Below are 23,754 nucleotides of genomic sequence, written 5' to 3' on the forward strand. Positions count from 1 at the left end.
CGGCGCCCCCTGGGGCCGGTCGGGTCAGCGCGTCAGAGGGCCACGCCCAGCAGCGCGTCCACGGCGCGGGACACCAGGCCCGGCGCCCCCTCGTCCGTACCGCCCTCGGCGGCCTGGAGGGCCGCCCAGCGGTCGACCGCGGCGAGCGCGGCCGGGGCGTCGAGGTCGTCGGCGAGGGCCTCGCGGATCTCCTCCACCAGCGCGTCGGCGGACGGGCCGTCGGGACGGGAGACGGCGGCGCGCCAGCGGCCGACGCGCTCCACGGCCTCGGTGAGGACCGCGTCGGTCCACTCCCAGTCGGCGCGGTAGTGGTGGGCCAGCAGCGCGAGCCGGATGGCGGCCGGGTCCACGCCCTCGCGGCGCAGCGCGGAGACGAAGACGAGGTTGCCCTTGGACTTGGACATCTTCTCGCCGTCCAGGGCGACCATGCCGGCGTGGACGTACGCCTGGGCGAAGGGGTGCTCGCCGGTGAGCGCCTGGGCGTGGGAGGCGCCCATCTCGTGGTGCGGGAAGATCAGGTCGGAGCCGCCGCCCTGCACGTCGAAGCCCATGCCCAGGTGCTCCAGGGCGATGGCGACGCACTCGATGTGCCAGCCGGGGCGGCCGCGGCCGAGGGAGCCCCCGTCCCAGCTGGGCTCGCCCGGGCGGGCGGCCATCCACAGCATGGGGTCGACGGGGTTCTTCTTGCCGGGGCGCTCGGGGTCGCCGCCGCGCTCGGCCGAGAGCAGGCGCATGGCCTCGGCGTCGAGGCGGGAGACACTGCCGAAGGCGGGGTCGGAGGCGACGGAGAAGTAGATGTCGCCGTCGAGCTCGTAGGCGGCACCGGCGTCGCGCAGCCGCTCCACCAGGGGGACGATCTTCGGTATCGACTCCACGGCGCCCACGTAGTGGCGGGGCGGGAGCATCCGCAGGGCGGTCATGTCCTCGCGGAAGAGCGCGGTCTCCCGCTCAGCGAGCGCGGTCCAGTCCTCGCCGTCGCGCACGGCCCGCTCCAGCAGCGGGTCGTCGACGTCGGTGACGTTCTGGACGTAGTGCACCTGCCGCTTGGTGTCGAGCCACACGCGCTGCACGAGGTCGAACGCGTTGTAGGTCGCCGCGTGCCCCATGTGGGTGGCGTCGTACGGCGTGATGCCGCACACGTAGATGCGGGCGACGGGACCGGGGGCGAGGGTCACTCGCTCACCGGTCGCGGTGTCGTGGATCCGGAGGTCGCGGCCACTGCCGGGCAGGGCGGGAACCTCAGAAGCGGGCCAGGCATGCATGCCCCGAGCGTAACCGGACGGGGCTTCCGGATACGAACCGGATCCGGCTGTTGGCCGAAATCACGCACTTGCACAGTAGGGGACGGATGTGCGTGCGGCCCGTCCGGGCCGCACCGGCAGCCCTGCACCGGCGGCCCTATACCGGTGGCGCTACACCGGTGGCGCTACACCGGTGGCCAGGGGATCGCCGGCCACTGCCCGCTCGGCTCGCGGTGGCGCCCCGTACGGAGCAGCTCCGCCACGCGGCCGCGGAGCGCCTCGATCTCCGCCGGGGTGATCAGCTCCGCCAGCCGTGCCGCCAGCGGCCGCCCCTCGTCCAGGTCGGCCGAGAGCCGCCGCAGCGCCCCCAGCGCTTCCTCGGTCAGCGGCTCGCCCGCCCAGCCCCACAGCAGGGTGCGCAGCTTGTCGTCCGCGTTGAAGGTCACGCCGTGGTCGATGGCGTAGAGCCGCCCGTCGGCCGCGGGCAGCAGATGGCCGCCCTTGCGGTCACCGTTGTTGATCACCGCGTCGAGGACGGCCAGCCGGCGCAGCCGTTCGTCGTCGGCGTGGACGAGCAGCGCGGTGCGGTCGTCCCCCACATCGGCGTAGCCCACGGCCTTCCAGCCGGGGCCGGGGTCGTCGCCCTCGACCAGGGCCAGCAGCCGGTCCTCGGCGCCGGGCTCCTCGGTGGCCTCGATCCACAGCTGGCACATGCCGGGGCCGTACGGGCCGTCGCGCAGCACGGTGGGCGGGACGAGGCCCCACCCCATGGCCTCGGACAGCTCGTAGGCGGCCACCTCGCGCTGGGCGAGGGTGCCGTCGGGGAAGTCCCACAGCGGGCGCTCCCCCGCGACCGGCTTGTAGACGCAGGCGGCGCTCACGCCCTCGTGCTCGACGGTGCAGTAGAGCACGGCGTTGGAGGCCTCGTGGATCCGCCCACGCACCGTCAGCTCACCCCGGGCCAGGAGCTCGTGCGGCGTCAGGCTCCGCGGCGGTATCCGTTCTGGCGCGGACATACGTGTCCTTCCGGGTCGAGCGGCAGGCTGCACAGCGGGCACGGGGGCCGGCCGGCGTTGACGACTTCCAGGGCGCGCTTGGCGAAGGCCCGGGCCATGGTTCCGGTCAGCCGCACCCGCAGCATCGGCGGGCCGTTCAGCTCGTCCTGCAGCAGCCGTTCCTCGGCCTCGGCGAGGTCCTCGTCGGTGTCCGCCTCCAGCTCGACCAGGGCCTGGGCCTCGACGACCATGCGCTGGCCGTCGCCGTCCCAGGCCAGGGCCATGGTGCCGACCCTGAACTCCTCCTCGACGGGGGTCTCCAGGGGGGCGGTGTCGGCGAACTCCACGGGGGCCACGGCGGGCACCGGGGCGCTGCCGCCGGTGCGCCGGACCACCTCGTCCAGCAATTCGTCGATGCGCTCGGCGAGCGCCTCCACCTGGGCCTTCTCCAGGGCGACGCTGGTGGTCCGGCCGCCGGCGGTGGCCTGGAGGAAGAATGTGCGGCGGCCCGGCAGCCCGACCGTACCGGCGACGAAGCGGTCCGGCGGGTCATAGAGGAACACCTGACGGGACAACGTCCTGCTCCATTGGGTTCGGTGGTCGGAATTGACTGTTCCGGGTGCGGGACCGCGGGCCCTGAGGACCGCCCCGCGTCACCACCCTACTGCGCGCGTCGATCACGGGGCTCCCGCGCCGCCGCCCACGGCCGCGTCCCCGCTGTGGCCCTCCTCACGGCCCTCCGGCGCCGGCGCGAGCCCGGCGAGGTCGCCGGTGTCGCCCAGGCGCAGCAGGTAGGGGCGCAGCGGGGTGTAGCGGACGGCGGTGACCGAGCAGGGGTCGGCGGTGATCCGCTGGAAGTGGTCGAGGTGCAGTCCGAGGGCGTCGGCGACCACGGCCTTGATCGGGTCGCCGTGGGTGCAGATCAGATAGACGGCGTCCGCGCCGTGTTCGCGTTCGATCCGCTCGTTCCACTCCCGTACGGCGTCCACGGTGCGCGCCTGGACGGCACGGAGGGACTCCCCGCCGGGGAAGGCGGCGGCGGAGGGGTGGCGCTGGACCGTCTCCCACAGGGGCTCGTCGGCCAGCTCGCCGAGCTTGCGGCCCGACCAGTCGCCGTAGTCGCACTCGCCGACGCGCTCGTCGGTGTACGAGGGCAGCCCGGGGCGGGCGGCGAGCAGCGGTGCGACGGTCTCGCGGCAGCGCCGCAGGGGGCTGGTGACCACGGCGGCCAGCGGCACGCCGGCCAGCCGGGCCGGCAGCGCCGCGGCCTGGGCCGCGCCGCGCTCGTCCAGCGCCACGCCGGGGGTCCGGCCGGCGAGCACTCCCGCGGTGTTGGCGGTGGACCGGCCGTGCCGGACCAGGATCAGCGTGGGCATGGCAGCCAGCGTACGACGCCGCACGCGGCGTGGAGCGGCTACCGCCGGTACAGCGGACGGGGAAGAATGCCGGACGTGATCGTGGACTGCGCCATCTACCGGGACGGGCACCGCACGGAGGGGCCCGCCGACTTCTCCGACGCGCTGGACGCGGCGCGCGCCGCGGGCGACGCCTTCGTCTGGATCGGGCTGCACGAGCCCGGCGAGACGGAGTTCGCGCTGGTCGCCTCCGAGTTCGCGCTGCACCCGCTGGCCGTGGAGGACGCCCTCAAGGCACACCAGCGGCCCAAGCTGGAGGTGTACGAGGACTCGCTCTTCGCGGTGCTCAAGCCGGTCGCGTACGACGACGACGCGGACATCCTCACCACGGGCGAGCTGATGCTCTTCCTCGGCGACGCCTTCGTGGTGACCGTCCGGCACGGCGGGGCCAGCCCGCTGAGCCGCGTCCGGCAGCGCCTGGAGCAGGACCCGGAGCTCCTCGCGCACGGCCCGACGGCGGTGCTCTACGCGGTGTGCGACGAGGTCGTCGACCAGTACACCGAGGTGGCGTCGATGCTCCAGGCGGACCTGGACGACCTGGAGACCGACGTCTTCGCCCCGCTGGGCGGCGACACCCGGCACACGGCGTCGCGGATCTACTCGTTCAAACGCCAGGTGGTGGAGTTCCGCCGGGCCACCGTCCCGCTCACCGACCCGGTGACCCGCCTGGCGTCGGCCGGCCTGCCCTTCGTCGACGACCGCGCCCGCCCCTTCTTCCGCGACGTGAGCGACCACCTGACCCGCGCCAACGAGTCCGTCGACGGCCTGGACCGCCTGCTGACGGACATCCTGTCCGCGCACCTGGCCCAGATGGGCGTCCAGCAGAACGACGACATGCGCAAGATCTCCGCCTGGGCGGCGATGGCGGCCGTCCCGACCATGGTCGCGGGCGTCTACGGCATGAACTTCGACCACATGCCCGAGCTCCACCAGGCCTGGGGCTACCCCGCGGTGCTCCTGCTGATGGCGGGCATCGTCCTCGGCCTCCACCGGCTCTTCAAACGACGCGGCTGGCTCTGAAGGACCCCGGCTCCGAGGCGCCGGCTCCGCGGGGATCGCGGGCGAAAACACGAGAACCCCGGCAGGGCCGGGGTTCTCGCTCTATGTGTCCGAGGGGGGACTTGAACTCTCCTCTCGGGCACCAGCCCCCAACCGCTCTGACCTGGGGAAATGCCCGTCGACAGGCTTGATTTCGGCGGGCGTTTCTCCTGTTCTTTCCTGCTGTTTCAGGCCCTCTCGGGCCCCTGTTGGTCATGCGTTGGTCACGTGACCAACCCTCCTCCGAGGCGTCCGTCCCTGGTCAGGCTTCCCGGACCGCGCCACGGGGCTACGCCTAGTCTGCACGGGCGCGTACGTGACCGCGTACCGGGGGTGGCCGGGGCGGTTGGGGACCTGTTTATGCAAGGACACGCATAGTCGCGTTCGCGCATGGACGCGTAGCGCCACCCCCTCTACTGTCGTTGGGCAGGCGGCCCAAACGGGGCCAGAGCAAGGGGGTTTGGCATGTCCGAACGTTCGGCACTCACCCGGCTCACGGGCAACGGCAACGGCGAGTGCGGAGAGAAGGACTGCCCGAACGTGTACCGCACGGCCACGGGATCGTTCGTCGTGCAGGGCGACGTGTCCAACGCCTTCGCCCCGCCCTCCGGGGAAGGGCTCGTGGAAATCCCGGAGGCGGTTCTCAGGGAGGCATTCCGTGCGCTTGGATGGTGACGCGTGGAATGACTGCTTCGATTCCATGGAGCATGAGGCGTGGCGGCTGGAAACACTGCCCGTCTACACCATGCCCCAGGAAGCGGAGAAGCTGAAGCGCTTCCTCGCCGGGGAGAAATCCCCGGACGACTACACGTCGGCCTGGATGGACGAAGTTCGGCAATGGGCCTCGGAAGGGAAGAGTGTCGGCAGGGTGCACGTCGTGACTCGCCCGCTCTCGGATTACCTCCGGTTCGAGTTCGAGTATTACTACCGGCACCACGTGAAGGCGGGCGAGGATATCCGCATTCTCGACCTCACCGATCGAGCGAACCCGGGGCTTCCGGATCAGGACTTCTGGATGTTCGATGAGTCCAAGGTGGTCCTGATGAACTACCGGGCGGACGGGACGCAGATAAACCGGGAACTGTACGAGGGCGATCCTGAGCCGTATCGGCAGTGGAAGCGGATTGCCATTGCTGAGTCGGTTCCATTCCTGGAGTACGTGAGCGGGTGACGTTCGACCCTGAACAGTTGGGGCAGCCGAAGCAAGAATTGGCCGCCCTGCTGAAAGAACTACGCAAGCGAGCCGGCCTCACTGGGGACCGGCTCGCTCGGCGTTGCAACATGTCCCAATCGAAGATCAGTCGGATCGAGAACGGGAAAGCGCAACCGAGCCTGCTAGACCTGGAGAGAATCCTCCGGGCTGTCGTTGCTCCGCCCGAGGTCATCGAGGAGGTCATTGCCCTCGCGAGGCTGGCCAATACCGAGTGGCAAGACCTGCGCTCGCTGCGCCGCAGAGGACTGGAAAAGAAGCAGACCGAACTTGCCGCGCTCGAATCCTCCTCTACTGAGTTCCGTTTCTTCCTGCTCTCGATGATTACGGGACTGCTGTCCACCCCTGAGTACATCCGGGCCAGCCTTGCCCATTCACCGGCTGATGCCACTAAGACGATCGCGAGGAAGCTGGAGCGGCAGGAGGTTCTTTACGACACGAAGAAGCGGTTCACCTTCATCCTCACCGAACAGGCCGTGAGGTGGCCACTCCTGCCCCCGGCCGCGATGGCGATGCAGATTGACCGGCTAGCCTCATTGACCCACCTGCCGAATGTGAAGCTCGGTGTCATCCCAATCGCGGGCTATAAGCCCATGGCTCCGATGGACACCTTCACTGTCTACGACAACACCCTGGCCACTGTGGAGAACACCACCGGAGTCGTGATCCTGAGAGATCCGCGCGACATCGAAATGCATTTGGAACTGTTCTCGACGCTGGAGGGGTACGCGCTGTTCGGGGCCGAAGCACGAGCCTTGTTGACGGAGTGGGCTGCCGCCTGCCGTTCATGATCTTTAGTCCATGACGGGAAAGAACTACACAGCCGCCGCTTTCTGGGCCAATGATTTCCCCCATGACAGCGACCGAGCGAAACGAAGAGCGGGTGCGTTACGGCGGAGGTCGGGGGTTGGAGTACCGGCGGGCGTTCGGCCCTGATGGTGGTGTGCGCTCGTGACGGGGCGCATGACTCTGCGGGTGTCGTACGACGGCGGCCGGACGTACGGCCCGGTTCGTGAGGTGCAGGTGGAGCCGCGCAATGCGGTGATCCTGGGTTCGCCGACCAAGTACCCGCCGTGCGGGTGCCCTCGGTGCACGGGTCGCAGTTCGTTGCCTGCCAGTGCTCTTCGCCCCGTGGCGGTGGAGCCGAAGGCGACGTGATGCGTCGCTTGGGCCACTGGGTGCTGCGCCACTTTGGCCGGTACGCGGGGCCGCTCTACCTGGCCGCGATCCTCGGCGGCTGTGCCCTGGTTCTCGCCGTGGCTCTTTGGTAACCGCATTGGCCGCTGTCCCTGATGCTTCCCGCCGGATTCCCGGTGGGAGTTCCCGAGAAGAGAGGTAGTCCGATGGTGGAAGAGAACACCACTTCGGTGGCCCCCGAGGGGGGTGGCCTGCTCGTCGCGAAGCGGAAGATCGTGGCCGCACGCACCCGTGCCGAGCAGGAGTCTGACGTCAGCAGTGGCCGTTCCGACGGCAACGACTGACGGGAGCGCCCACGGTGCTTGATGCAGCCTCGTGGGCGGGGCGTCTGGGCGGGGACACGTTCCTCGCCCGGACGTACCACCGCTCTTACGCGCACTTCCTCGGAGCCGCCGACACGGCGGGCCTGTTCTCCTGGGACGACCTGAACCGGATCATTGCCACTCAGCGGCTGGAGCCGCCCCGGCTGCGCCTGTCGGTCGACGGCGAGATGGTCCCGCTCCACCGCTACGCGATCCCGACCACGAACCGCCGAGCGGTCACCTGGTCCCGTATCCAACCGTCCGACTTCCACGCCCAGCTCAGAGACGGGGCGTCGCTGGTGCTCGATGCCGTGGAGAAGATCCACCCCGCTGTGGGGGCGGCTGCTGAGGGGCTGGAACGCTTCCTCGGAACTTCCGTGCAGGCCAACGTGTACGCCTCGTGGACCGAGCGGGAGGGCTTCGGCCGGCACTGGGATGACCACGATGTGGTGGTGGTCCAACTGCACGGCTCGAAGCGGTGGCGCCTGTGGGGGATGACCCGTGAGGCGCCCACCTTCCGGGACGTGGAGTCGCCGGAGGAGCCGGAGGGCGACCCGATGGCGGATCTCGTTCTGTCCCCGGGTGACGTGCTCTACCTGCCGCGCGGTTGGTGGCACGCGGTCACCGCTGACCAGGGGACGGAATCCCTTCACCTGACGTTCGGCATGGTCCCGCACACGGGCGCTGACCTGATGCTGTGGGTCGTCGATCAGCTCCGGGCGTCCCTCGCGCTGCGCAGGGACATCCCGCGCTTCGGCTCGCTGGCGGAACAGTCGGACTTCATCGACGCCGTACGCCGTGAGGTGGCCGACATGATGGCGGACCCCCGCCTCGTGGAACGGTGGGCAGAGTCGATCGACACGACGGACCTGGGTCACGCGATTCCGTCCCTGCCCTACGTGGGCGGACTCCCCGCCCAGCGGGACATCACGGTCAAGCTCACCACTCCGAGGGGCCGCCTGACGGCGGACCGCGAACAGGGCACAGTCACCTTCTCGGCGGCCGGTACCGCGTGGGACTTCGCCGAGTCCGCCGCTCCCGCGCTGGGCACGCTGCTGACCAACCAGCCGACCACGCTGGGCGAACTCGCCGACTCCGCCGGGCTGGAGGTCAAGGAGGTGGCCGAATTGGTCTCCGTCCTCATCGACGGCCACGCCGTCGCAGTCGTGGGGACGGTGCTGTGACCGCCGCGCTCTGCCTGGGGACATACCGCGTGCGTGCCGTCAGTCAGGCGGCACGCACCGCCCTGGCCGCCGGTAGTCCCTGGGTGGACACGGCACCCAACTACGCCCATGGTCGGGCGCATGAGGAGCTGCGCCCGGTGCTCGCGGAGTACCCGACCGTTCGGGTAGCCACGAAGACGGGGTTCTTCACGGAGGAGCAGGGCCGTACCGCCCTGGCTGAGGGAGTGCTCACCCGGGAAGGGGCGGCCGGTAGGCACAGCCTTGAACGGGGCTTCGTCCGTTGGCAGACGGGGCGGTCGTTGGCCGCGCTCGGGCGCGTGGACCTGGTGTTCGTGCACAACCCGGAGCACCACGGGCACGGCATTGACCGTGCCGTTCTGCACGGGCGTATACGGGAAGCCTTCACGGCGCTGGAAGAGTTCGCCCATGCGGGCAGGATCGGCGGGTACGGCGTCGCCACCTGGTCGGGCCTGACCTCCGGAGCGTTCAGCGTCCCCGAGTTGCTCACGCTCGCCCGTCAGGCGGCCGGTTCCGCCGAGCACCACTTCACGGGCTTGCAGATGCCCGTCAGCCTGATCATGGATGCCCCGATCACACAGTCCCTGAACGGCGGCGGACCACTGGTACAGGCGAAGGACGCGGGGCTGATCACGTTCGGCTCCGCTCCCCTGCACGGGGGCGAACTTCTCGACGCCATGACACCCGGACTGGTGAACCTCATCCGCCCCGGCCTGTCGGCCGCAGCCGCTGCCCTGCTGGCCGCTGGCTCGTGCCCCGGCCTCGATGTCGTCCTGACCTCCGCGAGCACCCGCGAGCACTGGGACGATGTGGCCAAGGCTCTGGCTGCGCCGCTGACGGCCCAGGAACTCAGGAGGGTGACGGATGAACTCGCCGGTGAATGAGGAGGTACAGGCCCTGATGGAGGCCGCCCACGACCGGACGGCCAAGGCACTGGGCCTCACCTGCACGGGGCCGCTGGCGTGGGGCTTCCTCGGTGTCACTCTCGGACGCCGAGCGGGAGACCGGTGGCTACGGGTCAGCCGGACGGCCAAGAGGAACGCGGGCAGGAAGGCGGGGGAAGGCGTCGTCGGCGCCTCGGAGCTGGTGCCTGACGGCGTGCCCCGCCCCCACCTGTACGCGGTGCATGACTGGACTGACGGCGAGTGGGCCTTCGAGTCGGAAGTCCTGGACTACCTCACGCAACCCATCGTGTCCCCGGACCGGGCCGACATCGACCACGACCCCGGGTTGCCGGATGAGTGGTGGGCGGACCTTCGCCAAGCCCTGACCCTCCTCGCTGAAGCGGAGGGAGTGAAGGCAACCGTGCGGGACGGGTGGATCGAACGAGCCTTCCCCCAGTTCCTCGGCATCCCTGCCCCCACCAAGGTGGAGCGGGTGACCGGTCACGGTGACCTGCACTGGGGCAACCTCACCGCCGCACCCCTGTGCCTGCTGGACTGGGAACGGTGGGGCCGGGTGCCCTTCGGTTACGACGCTGGACTCCTCCACGCCAATAGCCTCCTCGTTCCCGACGTAGCCGCCCGCATCCGCAAGGAGTTCGCACCGATCCTCGATACCCCCGCCGGCCGAATCGGGGAACTCGCGGCCCTGGCCGAGATGCTGCAAGCCGTAGCCCGTGGCTGGTACCCCGACCTTGCACCCCACCTCGTGGCCCGTGCAGAGGCGCTCACCGGAGTGCGCCCACCCGTCCCGGTGCACTCCGAGGTGAGCGCCTGACTGCGCCCCTGTGCGCCTGTCTCAGGCGCTCTCACCGATGTGCCGGTACAAGGTTGCCCGAGAGATTCCCAGCGCCTTGGCGATGGCCGTGACGCTCTCCCCCTTGGCGTGCCGGGCACGTGCTACGGCTAGCTTGTCGTCGTCCACGACGGAGGGGCGTCCACCGTGGTTGCCCTTGCGGGCCGCAGTGTCCAGCCCCTCCAACGTCTTCTCCCGGATGCCTTCCCGCTCCACCTCGGCGGCCACGGCCAGGACGGCGAACACAATGGCGCCCGCCCCGTTCGGGTCGTAGACCCCCTGCAAGGGACCGGAGAGGAGTTCCAGTTGGATGCCATCCGCTTGCAGGGTGGAGGACAACGTCATGAGTTCTGCCGCGTTGCGGGCAAGGCGCTTCATCTCAACCACGGTGAGGATCACCGGTTGGTTCGGCGCGGCTGTCTTGATGTCCCGCGCCAGGGCCAACGCCTTCTCCAATTCCGGCCGCTCCTTCACACGGGTACTGATCTTCTCGGAGAAGACGCGGGTGCAGTTCGCTCGGGCAAGGATGTCCAACTGGGACTGGAGGTCTTGCCCAACCGTTGAGCATCTCGCGTAGGCCAGTCGTATCGCTGCGCCCGGTACGGCTTCGGCCACCACGGGCACGGGCTCACCTTGCACCCACCGCTTACCCGGGTTGCGGTCTGCCGGGGTCTTCACCGTGAGTTCCGCCTTCAGAGATGGCACGAGCGCGAAGCGCCCCGTGTGGTAGTTCGCTGCCACCTTGCCCGCTCCCGTACGGCAGGGGCTACCGGCGGGGGCTTCGCACTTCGGGCAGGGGTGACGCTCGACCTGATCGGCCGGGGTGTTCGTGGTCATGATCGAGATCGTCTCATAAACGTGTCTCGAAAGACAATCATGAGACGAAGCTTTCGAGACGGGTTTCGAGACGCTGGAGCGAGGGCGAAACGGACACGGTCCGAACGCTGGCGGATCGTCTCACTATCGAAGGTTTATGAGACGCCCTGCCCGTGGTCCTGGTGCTCGTGCTCACCACCTCGGACAGTGGGGCGCCCTGTCATGGCTTGCCGTCTGTTCTGACTGCCAGCCATGGCAAGGCGCTGTGCGCCCGCCTGACAGCCTGTCGCATGGCTCTCGTCACCTCGGAGGCGTGTGGCCTGTCGGCCGAGCACAAGACCGTACAGCCGTTCCCCTGTCATGCCGCAAGGTGGAGCCTTCCAACGGCGAAGGGAAGGGCAAGGTGCTGGCACTGTCCAAGGTGAAGGCGACGGCGAAGGGGTGGGGGTATGACCCCCTGAACACGAAAGCGGCGACCGCCATGTCTTAGCAGCTCAGATCCTGCCACGGTTCCAGACCTCGTCAGGGCGGCGGCGAAGGTAGGCAGCGGCGAGGAAGTTGCAGGTGGGAGCGCTGCGCCTAGCCTGGCCGGCACTCGGAGCCTGCACGAGAATGAAGCCTTACGAGGCTTGGTGTAAGTGGCTTCGCTCTGTGGCCGCGTAAGCGGCCCACTCCCCTTGCTGTAAGCCCGAAGGAGCTTCTCGTCGTGGGGGCGCGGTAGCGCCCCACCTGGCTAGCTTCCTGGTCTTCCTGATGTCGGCCCCTGTCGGGGCCGCTGTGTCGAAGTGGCTTCCGGCTGTGCGGCCGGAGGCCGCCCCCTGCTACTCACCTCTTCGCCGCTGCATGTAAGTACGTAAGTGGCTTCGGTTTGAGCGGCAGAATGGCCGCCCTCTCTGCTCACGCCTTCGCCGTTGGGTCTTCACCCATGGGGGCGCTGCGCGCCCACGCTTCCCTTCGCCGCTGCACGTAAGTGGCTCCACGAGGTCGGCCCCCTTCGGGGCCGCTCATGACGTAGACCCCTCGGCTTGCTCCTGTACGTCTCGCCGTTGACGTACGTACGTAAGTAGCTTCGCTCTGTCGGCCCCGACGGGGGCCGCTCATGGCAAGACTCTGGACTTCCCTTACTAGATATAAGAGGGAACGAAGGACTTCGCAGGTCAGATGCTGTTTGCCTTCACGTCCGCCGTGAGGAAGCCTCACGTCTCACGTGAAGAGGCAGTCATCCTTGGGCGCCAGACGCGGGCATTGTGCTGGCTGCAAGACTGGCTGCCCTTCTCTGTGCGGGCGTGGTGATGCGAGAGCACCAGGCAACGGGCGTTGGACTCGTCGTTGATGAGCCCCTTCTCTTTGGCCCTGGCGATGGCGTTGGACACGCTGCCCTCACCGAGGGACTTGCCGCCCTTCTTCGCCAGCAACCCGGCCAGTTCGCCGGACTGGAACTCGGCGTGTCCGATCTGGTTCAAGCGCCACTGTGCAGCGAAGTAGACGCGGAGCCACAGCGGGGCGTCCGACTCGCGAGCGAGACGCTCGCAGTCCTTCTTGGAGAGCTTGTTCCAGTACAGGCCGGGGCCGAAGCCTTCTCGCATTGAACGGGTGTGCCCTTCGATGTGTGGCGCGACGAGCGCCGGTAGTCGGTGGTTCGCATGTGCTCCCTTCTGGTAGGCACGGCCAGCCCTTCGGTTGGCTTGGGGTTGGGTCTCAGGTCAGGCGGCTTCCCGGCAGTCCCGTTCGATCCAGCGGTCCACGTCGGCGGGCCGGAAGCGGAGGTGACCGCCGATCTTGCAGGCGGGGATGTTGAGTGCTCGGTGGTTGTTGTAGACCCACGCGGGCGTCACGCCCAGGTACTCGGCCAGGTCGGTGACGCTCATCAGGCGGGTGTTCTGCAAAGGACGGCTCCTCAATTAGCGGAGGGGCGGGTTCCCCTCGGGCTGCCCATCCTGCGCTAACAGTCCGGTTCAGTCAAAGCCGGTTGCGTCACGTCTGGACTTGCCTGGTCTGGCGCGTTCCCGTAGGTTCCCCCCATGACCAGTGAAGAGACAGAGCCCGAAGGCGAGCCGTTCCGCCTGGGCCTAGCTGTTGTTCAGCGGATCGGATCATGGAACGTGACCATGTACCGGCCTGCTGGCCACATCGATAGCGGCGGCCCTCTTGAAATCGCGATCGAGCCAGCGCCTGACGGTGATCCGCAGGAGATCGCGCGTGGAATCACGAGCACGGTGCTCCGGCAGATCAACACGGCTGTGCCCACTTCCGAGAAGGCGAAGGAGAGGAACCGGGAGAAGGTCGCGGCGGCCGAGATCTACGCACTCGCGAGCGTTCTCAAGGATCTGCCTGGCCGACTGACGGATGAGTACCTGGCCGTTCTCTCGTCGCTCTATGTGAGAGCGGTCGATCTCGGTCACCGGGCACCGGTCCCGCTGCTGGAAGAGCTGACCGACACCAAGCAGGCCACCTTGAAGGGTCACCTCCGGGCGGCGCGTCAGCGGGGATTCCTGACCAAGGTCGAAGGCAAGGCCGGCGGACAGCTCACGGACAAGGCAGTCGAAACGCTGAAGGGGATCGATGCCGAACAGGAACGACAGCCGTAGCGGCTGGGACAGAGCGAGGGGGAACTAGCCGGGTGGCAAAGCGCGGCAACGGGCTCGGCGGGACTCCGGTGGAGATCCCGCGCACGGGCCGACCGAACACCTGGGGCGTGCGCACGCCCCTGCACTTCAACCCGGCGACGGGCAAGAGGGGGCGCTACTGGATAGGCCGGGAGTACAAGAACAAGACCGAGGCGGAACGGGCGCTGCGCAAGTGGCACACCGACCACGAGGCAGGCACCCTCACGCCCCGCTCCGACATGACCATGGCCCAGCTCATGGACGGGTGGCTTGCCAAGCACCGGGGCGAGGACACCACGAGGGAGGGATACGAGCCGAAGATCCGGCTGCACATCAAGCCGCACATAGGCAAGGTCAAGGTGGTGGAGGTGACGGACGAGCGGCTTGACGAGCTGTACCGCCTCCTGGAGGCCACGCCCATCGAGGCAAACGGCAACAAGCCGCTCGGCCCCAAGAGCGTCCGCCACATACACAACATCATCTCGGCGGCGCTGGACTCGGTGACCGGACCGAGGAAGCTCCTCACGGTCAACCCGGCCCACACTGCCAACCCGCCCACGGAACGGCAGATCAAGGCGGCACAGCCGGACTTCCCCACGCTCAACGATCACGAGACGCGGGGGTTCCTGGCGGACATCTGGAAGCCGTGCGGCAACCGGGCCTGTGACGGCGGGCTGACTCACCACTGCCTCCGGGACGCCCCGCTGTGGACCGCCTACGCGGCCACCTCATGCCGCCGCAGCGAAGTGCTGGGGTGGAAGTGGTCGCTCATCCACTGGGATGAGTGCGCCATCGAACTGGCCTGGGTCGTAGTTGAGGAAGGCAACACCTACCGGCTGCGCAAGCTCACCAAGGACGGAGACGACAATGCGATCATCTACGTAGACCAAGCCCTGATGAACGTCCTCAAGTGGCAGAAGGAACGCCAGGACGCGGAGCGGGAACGCCTCGGGGATCTCTGGGTGGACCATGACCTCGTGTTCGCCCGAGACGGCTTCAAGCTGTACCGGGGCGAGGCAGGCGGACCGCAGGACCCCGAGAAGGTGTCGGCCCGCTGGCGGACGGCACGCAACCGTCTGCACCTGCCGGAGAACTTCCGACTGCACGACTGGCGGGCGTCGAAGATCACGAACGATCTCGACAATCACGAGAACCCGGTAGAGGTCTCGGCCAACGCCCGGCACCACTCGCCGGGCTACACCATGGCGCGGTACGGCAGACGTCGCGCTGAGGGAGCGAAGAAGCTGGCCGCTTCGAGCGCCAGCCGCCTCGGCCTGTCATCCCTGGTCTGACCAGGAAGTTCGCTCGGCTGTTGGTCACGTGGTTGGTCACGCCACAGCCGGAGAAACAGAAAAACCCCAGATCAACTGGGGTCTCTGCTGGTGTCCGAGGGGGGACTTGAACCCCCACGCCCGATAAAGGGCACTAGCACCTCAAGCTAGCGCGTCTGCCATTCCGCCACCCGGACAAGGTGTCTGTCGTTCGCGGTGTTCCCCGCGGCGACATGGAAAACAATAGCAAACATCCGGGGGTGCTCGATCACCCGGCCGGACGCGGGCCGCCGTGGTCGTTGCGGGGGCGTGTCGGCGGCATTGCGGCCTTGGGCTGCGGGAACACCGCGAGGCAGGATGGCGGGGTACCCGCCGGAGGCCGCGCCCGCGTGCGCCGGCCGGCCGGCGCACGACGACGAGGAGGCAGCGTGAGCGAGTCGCAGCCGGCCACCAGCGGCCCGGGCAGGAGCGTCGGGAGCGGCGAGGACGAGGTGGTCGACCTCTGCCGCGATCTGATCCGGATCGACACCAGCAACTACGGCGACCACTCCGGGCCCGGCGAGCGCCTGGCCGCCGAGTACGTGGCCGAGAAGCTCGCCGAGGTGGGGCTCGAACCGCGGATCATCGAGTCGCACAAGGGCCGGGCCTCCACCGTGGCCCGCATCGAGGGCACGGACCCGTCCCGGCCCGCCCTGCTCATCCACGGCCACACCGACGTGGTGCCCGCCGACGCCGGCGACTGGACCCACCACCCCTTCGCGGGCGAGATCGCGGACGGGTGCCTGTGGGGGCGCGGCGCCGTCGACATGAAGGACATGGACGCGATGACCCTCGCGGTCGTCCGCGACCGGCTGCGCTCGGGCCGCCGCCCGGAGCGCGACATCGTGCTGGCCTTCCTGGCCGACGAGGAGGCGGGCGGCACCTATGGCGCCCGCTACCTGGTCGACCGGCACCCGGAGCTGTTCGAGGGCGTCACCGAGGCCATCGGCGAGGTGGGCGGCTTCTCGTTCACCGTCAACGAGAACCTGCGGCTGTACCTGGTCGAGACGGCGCAGAAGGGCATGCACTGGATGCGGCTCACCGTGGACGGCACGGCCGGCCACGGGTCGATGACCAACAAGGACAACGCCATCACCGAGCTGTGCGAGGCGGTCGCGCGGCTGGGCCGGCACGAGTTCCCCGTCCGGGTCACCAAGACCGTGCGGTCCTTCCTCGACGAGCTCTCGGACGCGCTCGGCACCCCGCTCGACCCCGAGGACATGGAGGCGACGCTCGCCAAGCTCGGCGGCATCGCCAAGATGATCGGCACCACGCTGCGCAACACCGCGGCCCCCACCATGCTCGGCGCGGGCTACAAGGTCAACGTGATCCCGGGGCAGGCCACGGCGCACGTGGACGGCCGGTTCCTGCCGGGCTACGAGGAGGAGTTCCTGGCCGACCTGGACCGCATCCTGGGCCCGCGGGTCCGGCGCGAGGACGTGCACGCGGACAAGGCCCTGGAGACCGGCTTCGACGGCGACCTCGTGGCGGCCATGCAGTCGGCGCTGCGGGCCGAGGACCCGATCGCCCGCGCCGTGCCGTACATGCTCTCCGGCGGCACCGACGCCAAGTCCTTCGACGACCTGGGAATCCGCTGCTTCGGCTTCGCGCCGCTGAAGCTGCCCCCGGAGCTGGACTTCGCGGGGATGTTCCACGGCGTCGACGAGCGGGTGCCGGTCGACGGCCTGAAATTCGGGGTACGCGTGCTCGACCGGTTCCTCGACGCGTGCTGAGTCCCGGACCCTCTGTTCCTGAATGTGCGACAGACCGTACATATTCGGCCCCTTCTTAACCGGAAAGAGTGAACGCCGACACGGTTACGTAGCCCTATTACCTCCTCGTCGTTACAGGTGTGCGGTCCGCGGCTGGGACCGCATTGCCAACAAGGAGGAAACAATGCTCAAGAAGGTCGTCGCTGCTGCGGCTGCCACCAGTGGTCTCGTCCTCGCGGGTGCCGGCGTCGCCGCCGCCAGCGGAGGTGCCGAGGGCACTGCCGTGGGCTCTCCCGGCGTCGTCTCGGGCAACGTCATTCAGGTCCCGGTCCACGTGCCGGTGAACGTGTGCGGCAACACGATCAACGTCGTCGGGCTGCTCAACCCCGCCGCGGGCAACGTCTGCGTCAACAAGTGACGTTGCGCTTCATCCCGTGAAGGGTTGAGGCCGGGTGGCTCCGGGGCACATGCCATGTGCACCGGAGCCACCCGGCTTTCGACCCGGAGCTTTCCGCGTTCGGGCGCAGAACAACGCCCTCGCGCATTCCGCATGGCAAAAAGCAGCAAAGGGGCAAGACGAAATGCGACAGGTCACCAAGAAGGGCCTGATCACGGCAGCGGCGGCGAGTGGGGTCATCGCGGCTGTCACCGGCGGTTACGCCATGGCCGACTCGGGCGCCAAGGGCTCGGCCAGCCACTCCCCGGGCGTGGCGTCCGGCAACACCGTCCAGGTTCCGGTGCACGTGCCGGTGAACGCGTGCGGCAACACCGTCAACGTGGTCGGCCTGCTCAACCCCGCCACGGGCAACCGGTGCGCCAACGGCGGCGGCCACGGGCACGACGGGCACCGGGGCGGTCCGCAGGCGGACGGCCGGAGCTCCGACTCGCCCGGCGTGGCCTCCGGCAACACCGCGCAGATCCCGGTGAGCATCCCGGTCAACGCGTGCGGCAACAGCGTCAACGTCGCCGGCATCGGCAACCCCGCCACCGGCAACACCTGTGTGAACGACGGCGACGGCCCGCAGGGTCACGGTCACGACCGCGGTCACGACCACGGCCACAAGCCGCCGCACGGCGACAAGCCCGGCCACCCCGGCGGTCACGAGGGCACGCCCGGCGGCCACCACGGCAAGCCCGGCGAGGAGAAGCCCGGTCACAAGCCGGCCGACCACCCCGGCCAGCCGGCCGGTCACCCGGGCACGCCCGGCGACCACCCGGCCACCAAGCCGGCCATGGAGGTCAAGGACGCCCACATGCCTCCCGCCTCGGCGATCTCCGAGCACCGCCCGGCGACGGTGGCCCAGCAGGCCGCCGAGCTCGCGCACACCGGCGCGGGCCAGCTCGGCGCGGCCGGCGCGGCCAGCGCGGGCCTGCTGCTCGGCGGTGCCATGCTCTACCGCCGTGCGCGCGGCGCCCAGGGCTGAGCCCGGCTGAGCACACGGGGAGCGGGTCCCGCGGTCGCGGGACCCGCCTTCCGGCGTTTCCGGGCATGGAGCCGTCGCACCGCCCGTGGATCCACGGGCGGATCCGCCGGGCCCGCCCGTGGATCCACTGAGCCGTCCGGGGGACCGTTGGGCCGTCAGGTCACCAGGTGGCCCTGATCTGGCGGATGATCCGGCGCCGCAGCCGCGCCTTGCGGCTGCCGTCGGGATAGAGGCGTAGTCGGTCCAACTCCCAGTGTCCGTACTCGGCGTGGTCGGTCAGCAGTCGCGTGGCGGCCTTCCGGGAGACACCCCGGGGCACATACACATCACAGAATTCGTATTCCGGCATCGCATCTATTGTGCGGGAACGGCCCCGGTGCGGATAGCGTCTGCACTATGTCTGATGCTGCGCAGCCAACCGCTGCCGAGGTACGGGCCGCCGCCGAGGCGGTCAAAGCCGCTCTGGACCGCCACCTCGAGGCCGTCGAACGCCGTTCGGGGGAGGACGACCCGGCCGTTTACGCCGCGTTCAACGAGCTGGCCGCGACAGCCGAGGCCTACGACGAACTGCTCTACGACGTCTACGACGAGGTCACCCCCTTCGAGATCCCCGGGGACGACACCCTGCCCGCCTACACCGGGCCCGAGGAACCCAGCGCGCTCAGCGTGCTGATCCGCAGGGACTACTCCGTGGTCGAGCCCCATCGACTGCTCGCCCAGGCCCGGCGCGTCACCGACCTCGACCCCGACGCCGAGGACACGGGGGCCGCGCAGGGCGGCCCGGGCGGCGCCGGGACCAGCGTGCACACCGCCCTGGGCGTGCTCTTCGGCGAGTACGAGCCGGACGAGATCGCCTCCCGCCACAAGGAGTTCGGCCTGGAGGAGGGCGACTCCACCCTGTGGGTGGCCGCGGCCGACGACCCCGCCGAGCCCGGCGAGTGGCTCTCCGCGCCCTTCGACCAGCCCGACACCCAGCGGGTGGTCTGCCGCTTCGACGTCAGCGCCGTCTTCGACGAGGAGCGGGGGCTCGGCGACGAGCCCGACGACTCCGACGACGGTGACGACGAGGACCTCGACGACGGTCTGGACCTCGACGAGGACGGCGACGAGGACTCCGACGAGGGCGAGGACACCGACGAGGAGGACCGCGGGGACGGTGGCCCCGGCGCCCGGGGCGCACGCGCCGGGCGGTGACCCCGCCGGCGACCGATCCCGGGGGCCGCGGCCCCCGGGATCGGTCGCGTGCTCGGTCGTGCGGTCAGCCCGTGGTCAGCCGGCCGGCCGCAGCTGGGCCTCCAGCAGCGCCCGCAGCCGGGTGTGCCGCTCCTTGGCCGGGACCTCGGCGACCGAACGGGCCAGCGCCTGGTCCACGCCGTGCACCACCGACAGATGGCGGGTGCCCCGGCTGAACGCCGTGTACACCCAGGAGCGCGTCAGCGACGCCGCGGCGTCCCCGGGCAGCACCACGACGGCCGCGTCCCAGACCGTGCCCACGGCCTGGTGGGCGGTCACGGCCCAGCCGTGGCGCACCTCCTCGGCCACCCGGGAGGGCGGTACGACGACGGGCGTGCCGCCGCAGTCCAGCCGCAGCCCCTCGGCGTCCGCCCCGGTGACGGTGCCGGGCACCATCCGGCCGGGCGCGGGCACGTACGCGACGCGGTCGCCCGCGTCGAAGCCGCCGAACCGGCCGGGGCCGGGGTTCAGCCGCTCCTTGAGGGCCGCGTTGAGCGCGCGGGTGCCGGCGGGGCCGCCGTGGCCCGTGGTGATGACCTGGGTGCGGTCGGCGGGCACGCCGATGGCGCGGGGCACGGAGTCGGCGACGAGCTGCACCGTGCGGTGCACCGCCTCGGCCGGCTCCCGTACGGGAACGATCACGACCTCCTTGCCGGGGGCCTCCACCTGCTGGAGCTCGCCGACGCCGATGCCGGAGACCAGCTCGCCGACCGGACCGGGGTCGGGGGTGCGGGAGATGACCGAGGGACACGTACGCGAGGCCACGACGTCGGCGAACACCCGGCCCGGGCCCGCGGACCACAGGACACCGGGGTCGCCGGAGAGGACGAGCCGGGTGCCGTCCGCGAGCGACTCGACCAGCAGCGCCGCCGTCTCCACGTCGAGCTGGGGCGCGTCCAGCACCGCCAGCACGTCCAGGGCCAGGGTGCCGTCCTCGTCGCGTCCCGGGCCCTCGTGCCCGGAGAGCAGCCCGGCCACGGTCACGGCGTCGGTGACGCCGAGCGCGGCCAGGCGCCGGCGGCCGTCCTCGGTGTGGGCGGCGGCGCAGGCCCGCAGTCCCAGCTCCGCGGCGGCGGCGACCAGGGCGGCGGGCTCGGCCCGCGCGGCCTCGCCTCCGCTGTGGGTCACCAGGCCGGCCGTGGCGGCGGCGCGGATCAGCTCGGCGGCGGAGGGCGAGGACGCGCGCGCGGCGGCGCCCTCCCAGCCGTCGCGGGCGTCCGGGGCGGCGTCCCCGCCGGCGGGGGTCTTCTCCGTGGCCTCGTCCGGCCCCGTGCCCGGCCCGGCCTCCGGCTCCGTGCCCGGGACAGTCTCCGGGACGGCGGCGCTGGCCAGCCGGGCGAGGCCGTCGGCGAGGCTCTCCTCGGCCATCGCGTAGCGGTCCAGGCCCAGCAGCACCGGGCCGGCCTCTCCGCCCTCACCGGCCGCCTCGTCGCCTTCGGCACCCTCGCCGCCCTCGGCGTCCATCGCCTCCTCGGGCTCCGGGCCCTCCCGGAAGACCAGCACCGAGCCGTCGGCGACGGCGGCGCTCAGGGCCTCGTCCGGGTCGGGCACCGCGCGCCGGGCGAGCTCGGCGCGCAGGGCCGCCGAGTCCAGGACCGTGTGCCCCATGAGCGCGGCGCGCTCCAGGAGCCAGCCGACCAGCGCCCGTGCCCGCCGCTCGTCGCCCGGCCCGCACTCCGCGCCGAGCAGGGCCCGGGCGAAGCCGTCCGCCTGCTCGGGCCGTACGCCGGCCACGGCCAGCAGCCGCCAGGGGTCCTCGCGCAGGGCCGTGGCCGCGTCCTCGCCGAGCGCGGCGGCGGCCTGCCCGGCCAGCTGCTCCGGGGCCCCGCCCGCCGCGAGCACCTCGGTCAGCTCGGCGCTGGGCGGGATCACCGCCGCCCGGGCGGGCGGCGGCACGGTGGCGGGGCGGTCCGCCGGTGCCGGGCGCGCGGGGCGCGGCGGCCGGGCGGCGGGTCGGGGCTCGGTGAAGAACGACGCGGCGGAGCGCTCCCCGCTCTCCACGGCCCGTACGGCCGCGGCGAGCGCCTCGACGGCGGTGGACCGCCCGGCCGGGACGGCCGGGGGTTCGCCGGGACGGTCCGCGGCGGACGCGTCGGCGCCGGCGGTCCCGTCGGCCCCGTCGGCAGGGCGATCGTCGTTCACAAGGTGCTCCAGTCCTGGTCCGGGTAGCGGTGCACGGGCGCCGACACGTCGTCGAGCGCCCGGCAGATCTCGTCCGGAAGCGTAAGGGCCTCCACTGACAGCGCCTCGCGCAGCTGCTGGGCGGTGCGGGCGCCGACGATGGGCGCGACGACCCCGGGGCGGTCCCGCACCCAGGCGAGGGCGACCTGCAAGGGGGTGGTGGCGAGGCCGTCGGCGGCGGTGGCGACGGCGTCGACGATGCGGCCCGCCGGCTCGTCGAGGTAGGGCTCGACGAAGGGGGCCAGGTGCTCGGAGGCCGCCCGGGAGTCGGCCGGGGTGGAGCGGCGGTACTTGCCCGTCAGCACGCCGCGGCCCAGCGGCGACGAGGGCAGCACACCCACGCCCAGGTCACGGGCGGCGGGCAGCACCTCGCGCTCGATGCCGCGCTGCAGCAGGGAGTACTCCATCTGGGTGGAGGCCAGCCGGGTGCGGGTGCCCGGCGCGGCCAGCTGCCAGGTGGCGGCCTTGGCGAGCTGCCAGCCGCAGAAGTTGGAGACGCCTGCGTAGCGCGCCCGGCCGCTGCTCACCGCGAGGTCGACGGCCTGGAGGGTCTCCTCGACGGGGGTGCCGGGGTCGAAGGCGTGGATCTGCCAGACGTCCACGTGGTCCGTGCCCAGCCGGGCGAGGGAGGCGTCGAGGGCGGCGAGCAGATGGCCCCGGGAGCAGTCGACGCGCCGCTCGGGGTCGAGGACGCTGCCGGCCTTGGTGGCGATGACCAGCTCGTCGCGCGGGACGAGGTCGGCCAGCAGCCGGCCGAGGAGGAGTTCGGAGCCGCCGTCGGCGTAGACGTCGGCGGTGTCGACGAGGGTGCCGCCCGCGTCGCGGAAGGTCTTGAGCTGCTCGGCCGCGTCGTGCTCCCCGGTGTCCCGGCCCCAGGTGAGGGTGCCGAGCCCGAGCCGGGAGACCCGCAGGCCCGTACGGCCGAGGTGCCTGTGTTCCATGAGCGCTGAGCGTACTGTCCGGCCGACGCCGCGTTGCCGTGCCGCCACCGCCTGTGGACAACTCACCGGTGACGTACCCCCGGCGGGCGCGCTAGAGTCCCCGCGACGACGATGTTACTTATCAGTAAGGGGTGCGGCATGCGGCTCGGAATCAACCTCGGCTACTGGGGAGCCGGGATGGACGCGGACAACCTCGCGGTCGCGCGCGAGGCCGACCGCCTCGGCTACGCGGTCTGCTGGGCCGCCGAGGCCTACGGATCCGACGCGCCGACCGTGCTGTCCTGGGTGGCGGCGCAGACCGAGCGCATCGACGTCGGCTCGGCGATCCTCCAGATCCCGGCCCGTACGCCCACCATGACGGCGATGACGGCGGCCACCCTGGACTCGCTCTCCGGCGGCCGGTTCCGGCTGGGCCTCGGCGTCTCCGGCCCCCAGGTCTCCGAGGGCTGGTACGGCGTGAAGTTCGACAAGCCGCTCGCCCGCACCCGCGAGTACGTCGAGATCGTGCGCAAGGCCATGGCCCGCGAGCGCGTCACCCACGCGGGCGAGCACTGGACGCTGCCGCTGCCGGACGGCCCGGGCAAGCCGATCAAGCTCACCGTGCACCCGGTGCGCGAGCACATCCCGCTGTACATCGCGGCCATCGGCCCGAAGAACCTGGAGCAGACCGGCGAGATCGCCGACGGCGCCCTCGTCGTCTTTTTCGCCCCGGAGCACGCCGAGGAGACCACCCTGGGCGCGCTGCGCGCCGGCCGCGCCAAGGCGGGCAAGGACCTCGACGGCTTCGACCTCGTCCCGACCGTGCCCATGGCCCTCGGCGACGACGTCGACGCCCTCGCCGACCTCTTCCGTCCGTACACCGCCCTCTACGTGGGCGGCATGGGCAGCGCGAAGCAGAACTTCTACAACAAGCTGGCGTGCCGCATGGGCTACGAGAAGGAGGCGGCCGAGATCCAGGAGAAGTACCTCTCCGGCGACAAGGCGGGCGCCGCCGCGGCCGTGCCGCGCGCGCTGATCGACTCCACCAGCCTGCTGGGCTCCGTGGAACGCATCGCCGACCGGATGACGGCCTACGCCGAGGCCGGGGTGACCACCCTGTCGCTGGCCCCGGCCGGCTTCACGCTGGACGAGCGGATCGCGAGCCTGCGCGCCGGCGTCGAGGCCCTGGAGCGGGCCGGCCTGGCGTAGCCCCGA

Annotated in this window: 25 protein-coding genes and 1 tRNA gene; 15 read left to right on the top strand and 11 right to left on the bottom strand. The window is 70.7% G+C overall.

Annotation, left to right across the window (positions count from 1 at the left end; genetic code table 11):
* Nucleotides 1-32 precede the first annotated feature (32 nt).
* The 4 genes from mshC to AC07BS_RS10665 form a co-directional block, all read right to left on the bottom strand.
* Nucleotides 33-1,262, bottom strand: coding sequence for a cysteine--1-D-myo-inosityl 2-amino-2-deoxy-alpha-D-glucopyranoside ligase (gene mshC / locus AC07BS_RS10650; protein ID WP_478644834.1), 1,230 nt, complete (start codon nt 1,260-1,262; stop codon nt 33-35).
* Between the two features lie 164 nt (nt 1,263-1,426).
* The gene (locus tag AC07BS_RS10655) at nt 1,427-2,257 is read right to left on the bottom strand and encodes an SCO1664 family protein (protein ID WP_478644835.1); all 831 of its coding nucleotides are present in this window, start codon (nt 2,255-2,257) and stop codon (nt 1,427-1,429) included.
* Nucleotides 2,221-2,811 carry a DUF3090 domain-containing protein gene (locus AC07BS_RS10660; protein ID WP_478644836.1) on the bottom strand — a complete coding sequence of 197 codons (591 nt, stop codon included), beginning with the start codon at nt 2,809-2,811 and terminating at the stop codon, nt 2,221-2,223. Before AC07BS_RS10660 ends, AC07BS_RS10655 begins: the two co-directional genes overlap by 37 nt.
* Nucleotides 2,812-2,913: 102 nt before the next feature.
* On the bottom strand, nt 2,914-3,612 hold the full coding sequence (locus AC07BS_RS10665; protein WP_478931413.1) for a histidine phosphatase family protein: 699 nt from the start codon (nt 3,610-3,612) through the stop codon (nt 2,914-2,916).
* A 66-nt stretch (nt 3,613-3,678) separates the two neighbouring features.
* Between AC07BS_RS10665 and corA the strand changes: the two genes are divergently transcribed.
* The 8 genes from corA to AC07BS_RS10705 all read left to right on the top strand — a co-directional run bounded on the left by corA (nt 3,679) and on the right by AC07BS_RS10705 (nt 10,319).
* Nucleotides 3,679-4,671 (top strand): magnesium/cobalt transporter CorA, encoded by a 993-nt coding sequence (gene corA / locus AC07BS_RS10670; protein WP_478644840.1) that lies wholly within the window; start codon nt 3,679-3,681, stop codon nt 4,669-4,671.
* Between the two features lie 483 nt (nt 4,672-5,154).
* On the top strand, nt 5,155-5,364 hold the full coding sequence (locus AC07BS_RS10675; protein WP_478931415.1) for a hypothetical protein: 210 nt from the start codon (nt 5,155-5,157) through the stop codon (nt 5,362-5,364).
* The gene (locus AC07BS_RS10680) at nt 5,348-5,860 is read left to right on the top strand and encodes a DUF6879 family protein (protein WP_478931416.1); all 513 of its coding nucleotides are present in this window, start codon (nt 5,348-5,350) and stop codon (nt 5,858-5,860) included. The genes AC07BS_RS10675 and AC07BS_RS10680 overlap by 17 nt, the downstream gene beginning before the upstream one ends.
* The gene (locus AC07BS_RS10685; RefSeq protein WP_478931417.1) at nt 5,857-6,690 is read left to right on the top strand and encodes a helix-turn-helix domain-containing protein; all 834 of its coding nucleotides are present in this window, start codon (nt 5,857-5,859) and stop codon (nt 6,688-6,690) included. Before AC07BS_RS10680 ends, AC07BS_RS10685 begins: the two co-directional genes overlap by 4 nt.
* A gap of 552 nt (nt 6,691-7,242) precedes the next feature.
* Nucleotides 7,243-7,380: a hypothetical protein gene (locus AC07BS_RS10690; protein WP_169748831.1), complete on the top strand. Its 138-nt coding sequence runs from the start codon at nt 7,243-7,245 to the stop codon at nt 7,378-7,380.
* 14 nt (nt 7,381-7,394) lie between these two features.
* Nucleotides 7,395-8,582, top strand: a complete 1,188-nt coding sequence (locus AC07BS_RS10695; protein WP_478931418.1) for a cupin domain-containing protein — start codon at nt 7,395-7,397, stop codon at nt 8,580-8,582.
* Nucleotides 8,579-9,484, top strand: a complete 906-nt coding sequence (locus AC07BS_RS10700) for an aldo/keto reductase (protein WP_478931420.1) — start codon at nt 8,579-8,581, stop codon at nt 9,482-9,484. Before AC07BS_RS10695 ends, AC07BS_RS10700 begins: the two co-directional genes overlap by 4 nt.
* Nucleotides 9,465-10,319, top strand: coding sequence for a hypothetical protein (locus tag AC07BS_RS10705; protein ID WP_478931421.1), 855 nt, complete (start codon nt 9,465-9,467; stop codon nt 10,317-10,319). Before AC07BS_RS10700 ends, AC07BS_RS10705 begins: the two co-directional genes overlap by 20 nt.
* A gap of 21 nt (nt 10,320-10,340) precedes the next feature.
* Here AC07BS_RS10705 and AC07BS_RS10710 read toward each other — a convergent pair whose 3' ends face one another.
* From AC07BS_RS10710 to AC07BS_RS10720, 3 genes are all read right to left on the bottom strand, one after another.
* Nucleotides 10,341-11,174 carry a recombinase family protein gene (locus AC07BS_RS10710; protein ID WP_478931423.1) on the bottom strand — a complete coding sequence of 278 codons (834 nt, stop codon included), beginning with the start codon at nt 11,172-11,174 and terminating at the stop codon, nt 10,341-10,343.
* Between the two features lie 1,175 nt (nt 11,175-12,349).
* Nucleotides 12,350-12,739 carry a hypothetical protein gene (locus AC07BS_RS10715; protein ID WP_478931425.1) on the bottom strand — a complete coding sequence of 130 codons (390 nt, stop codon included), beginning with the start codon at nt 12,737-12,739 and terminating at the stop codon, nt 12,350-12,352.
* Nucleotides 12,740-12,856: 117 nt separating this feature from the next.
* Nucleotides 12,857-13,039, bottom strand: a complete 183-nt coding sequence (locus AC07BS_RS10720) for a helix-turn-helix domain-containing protein (RefSeq protein ID WP_478931427.1) — start codon at nt 13,037-13,039, stop codon at nt 12,857-12,859.
* 135 nt (nt 13,040-13,174) lie between these two features.
* Here AC07BS_RS10720 and AC07BS_RS10725 point away from each other — a divergent pair, with 135 nt between their 5' ends.
* Together AC07BS_RS10725 and AC07BS_RS10730 are read left to right on the top strand one after the other, a co-directional pair.
* Entirely contained in the window at nt 13,175-13,741 is a 567-nt protein-coding gene (locus tag AC07BS_RS10725; protein ID WP_478931429.1) for a hypothetical protein, read from the top strand.
* 32 nt (nt 13,742-13,773) lie between these two features.
* The gene (locus AC07BS_RS10730) at nt 13,774-15,051 is read left to right on the top strand and encodes a tyrosine-type recombinase/integrase (RefSeq protein ID WP_478931430.1); all 1,278 of its coding nucleotides are present in this window, start codon (nt 13,774-13,776) and stop codon (nt 15,049-15,051) included.
* Nucleotides 15,052-15,139: 88 nt separating this feature from the next.
* Here the strand turns inward: AC07BS_RS10730 and AC07BS_RS10735 are convergent.
* Nucleotides 15,140-15,227: transfer RNA gene (locus AC07BS_RS10735), tRNA-Leu, on the bottom strand.
* Nucleotides 15,228-15,458: 231 nt separating this feature from the next.
* On the opposite strand from AC07BS_RS10735, the gene AC07BS_RS10740 reads away from it, so the two are divergent.
* From AC07BS_RS10740 to AC07BS_RS10750, 3 genes are all read left to right on the top strand, one after another.
* Nucleotides 15,459-16,802, top strand: a complete 1,344-nt coding sequence (locus AC07BS_RS10740) for a M20/M25/M40 family metallo-hydrolase (protein ID WP_478644841.1) — start codon at nt 15,459-15,461, stop codon at nt 16,800-16,802.
* Between the two features lie 163 nt (nt 16,803-16,965).
* Nucleotides 16,966-17,199: a chaplin gene (locus AC07BS_RS10745; protein ID WP_478644842.1), complete on the top strand. Its 234-nt coding sequence runs from the start codon at nt 16,966-16,968 to the stop codon at nt 17,197-17,199.
* 163 nt (nt 17,200-17,362) lie between these two features.
* Nucleotides 17,363-18,205 carry a chaplin gene (locus AC07BS_RS10750; RefSeq protein ID WP_478931433.1) on the top strand — a complete coding sequence of 281 codons (843 nt, stop codon included), beginning with the start codon at nt 17,363-17,365 and terminating at the stop codon, nt 18,203-18,205.
* A 160-nt stretch (nt 18,206-18,365) separates the two neighbouring features.
* Here the strand turns inward: AC07BS_RS10750 and AC07BS_RS10755 are convergent, their stop codons facing one another.
* Nucleotides 18,366-18,554, bottom strand: coding sequence for a DUF5703 family protein (locus AC07BS_RS10755; RefSeq protein ID WP_478644846.1), 189 nt, complete (start codon nt 18,552-18,554; stop codon nt 18,366-18,368).
* A 47-nt stretch (nt 18,555-18,601) separates the two neighbouring features.
* On the opposite strand from AC07BS_RS10755, the gene AC07BS_RS10760 reads away from it, so the two are divergent.
* Nucleotides 18,602-19,399 carry a hypothetical protein gene (locus AC07BS_RS10760; RefSeq protein WP_478644848.1) on the top strand — a complete coding sequence of 266 codons (798 nt, stop codon included), beginning with the start codon at nt 18,602-18,604 and terminating at the stop codon, nt 19,397-19,399.
* A 75-nt stretch (nt 19,400-19,474) separates the two neighbouring features.
* Here AC07BS_RS10760 and AC07BS_RS10765 read toward each other — a convergent pair whose 3' ends face one another.
* Nucleotides 19,475-21,580 carry a helix-hairpin-helix domain-containing protein gene (locus tag AC07BS_RS10765; protein WP_478931435.1) on the bottom strand — a complete coding sequence of 702 codons (2,106 nt, stop codon included), beginning with the start codon at nt 21,578-21,580 and terminating at the stop codon, nt 19,475-19,477.
* On the bottom strand, nt 21,577-22,560 hold the full coding sequence (locus AC07BS_RS10770; RefSeq protein ID WP_478644853.1) for an aldo/keto reductase: 984 nt from the start codon (nt 22,558-22,560) through the stop codon (nt 21,577-21,579). The genes AC07BS_RS10765 and AC07BS_RS10770 overlap by 4 nt, the downstream gene beginning before the upstream one ends.
* A 138-nt stretch (nt 22,561-22,698) precedes the next feature.
* Between AC07BS_RS10770 and AC07BS_RS10775 the strand changes: the two genes are divergently transcribed.
* Nucleotides 22,699-23,748 carry an LLM class F420-dependent oxidoreductase gene (locus tag AC07BS_RS10775; RefSeq protein WP_478644854.1) on the top strand — a complete coding sequence of 350 codons (1,050 nt, stop codon included), beginning with the start codon at nt 22,699-22,701 and terminating at the stop codon, nt 23,746-23,748.
* Nucleotides 23,749-23,754 lie beyond the last annotated feature (6 nt).

Source organism: Streptomyces sp. NPDC044063 (assembly GCF_056434285.1).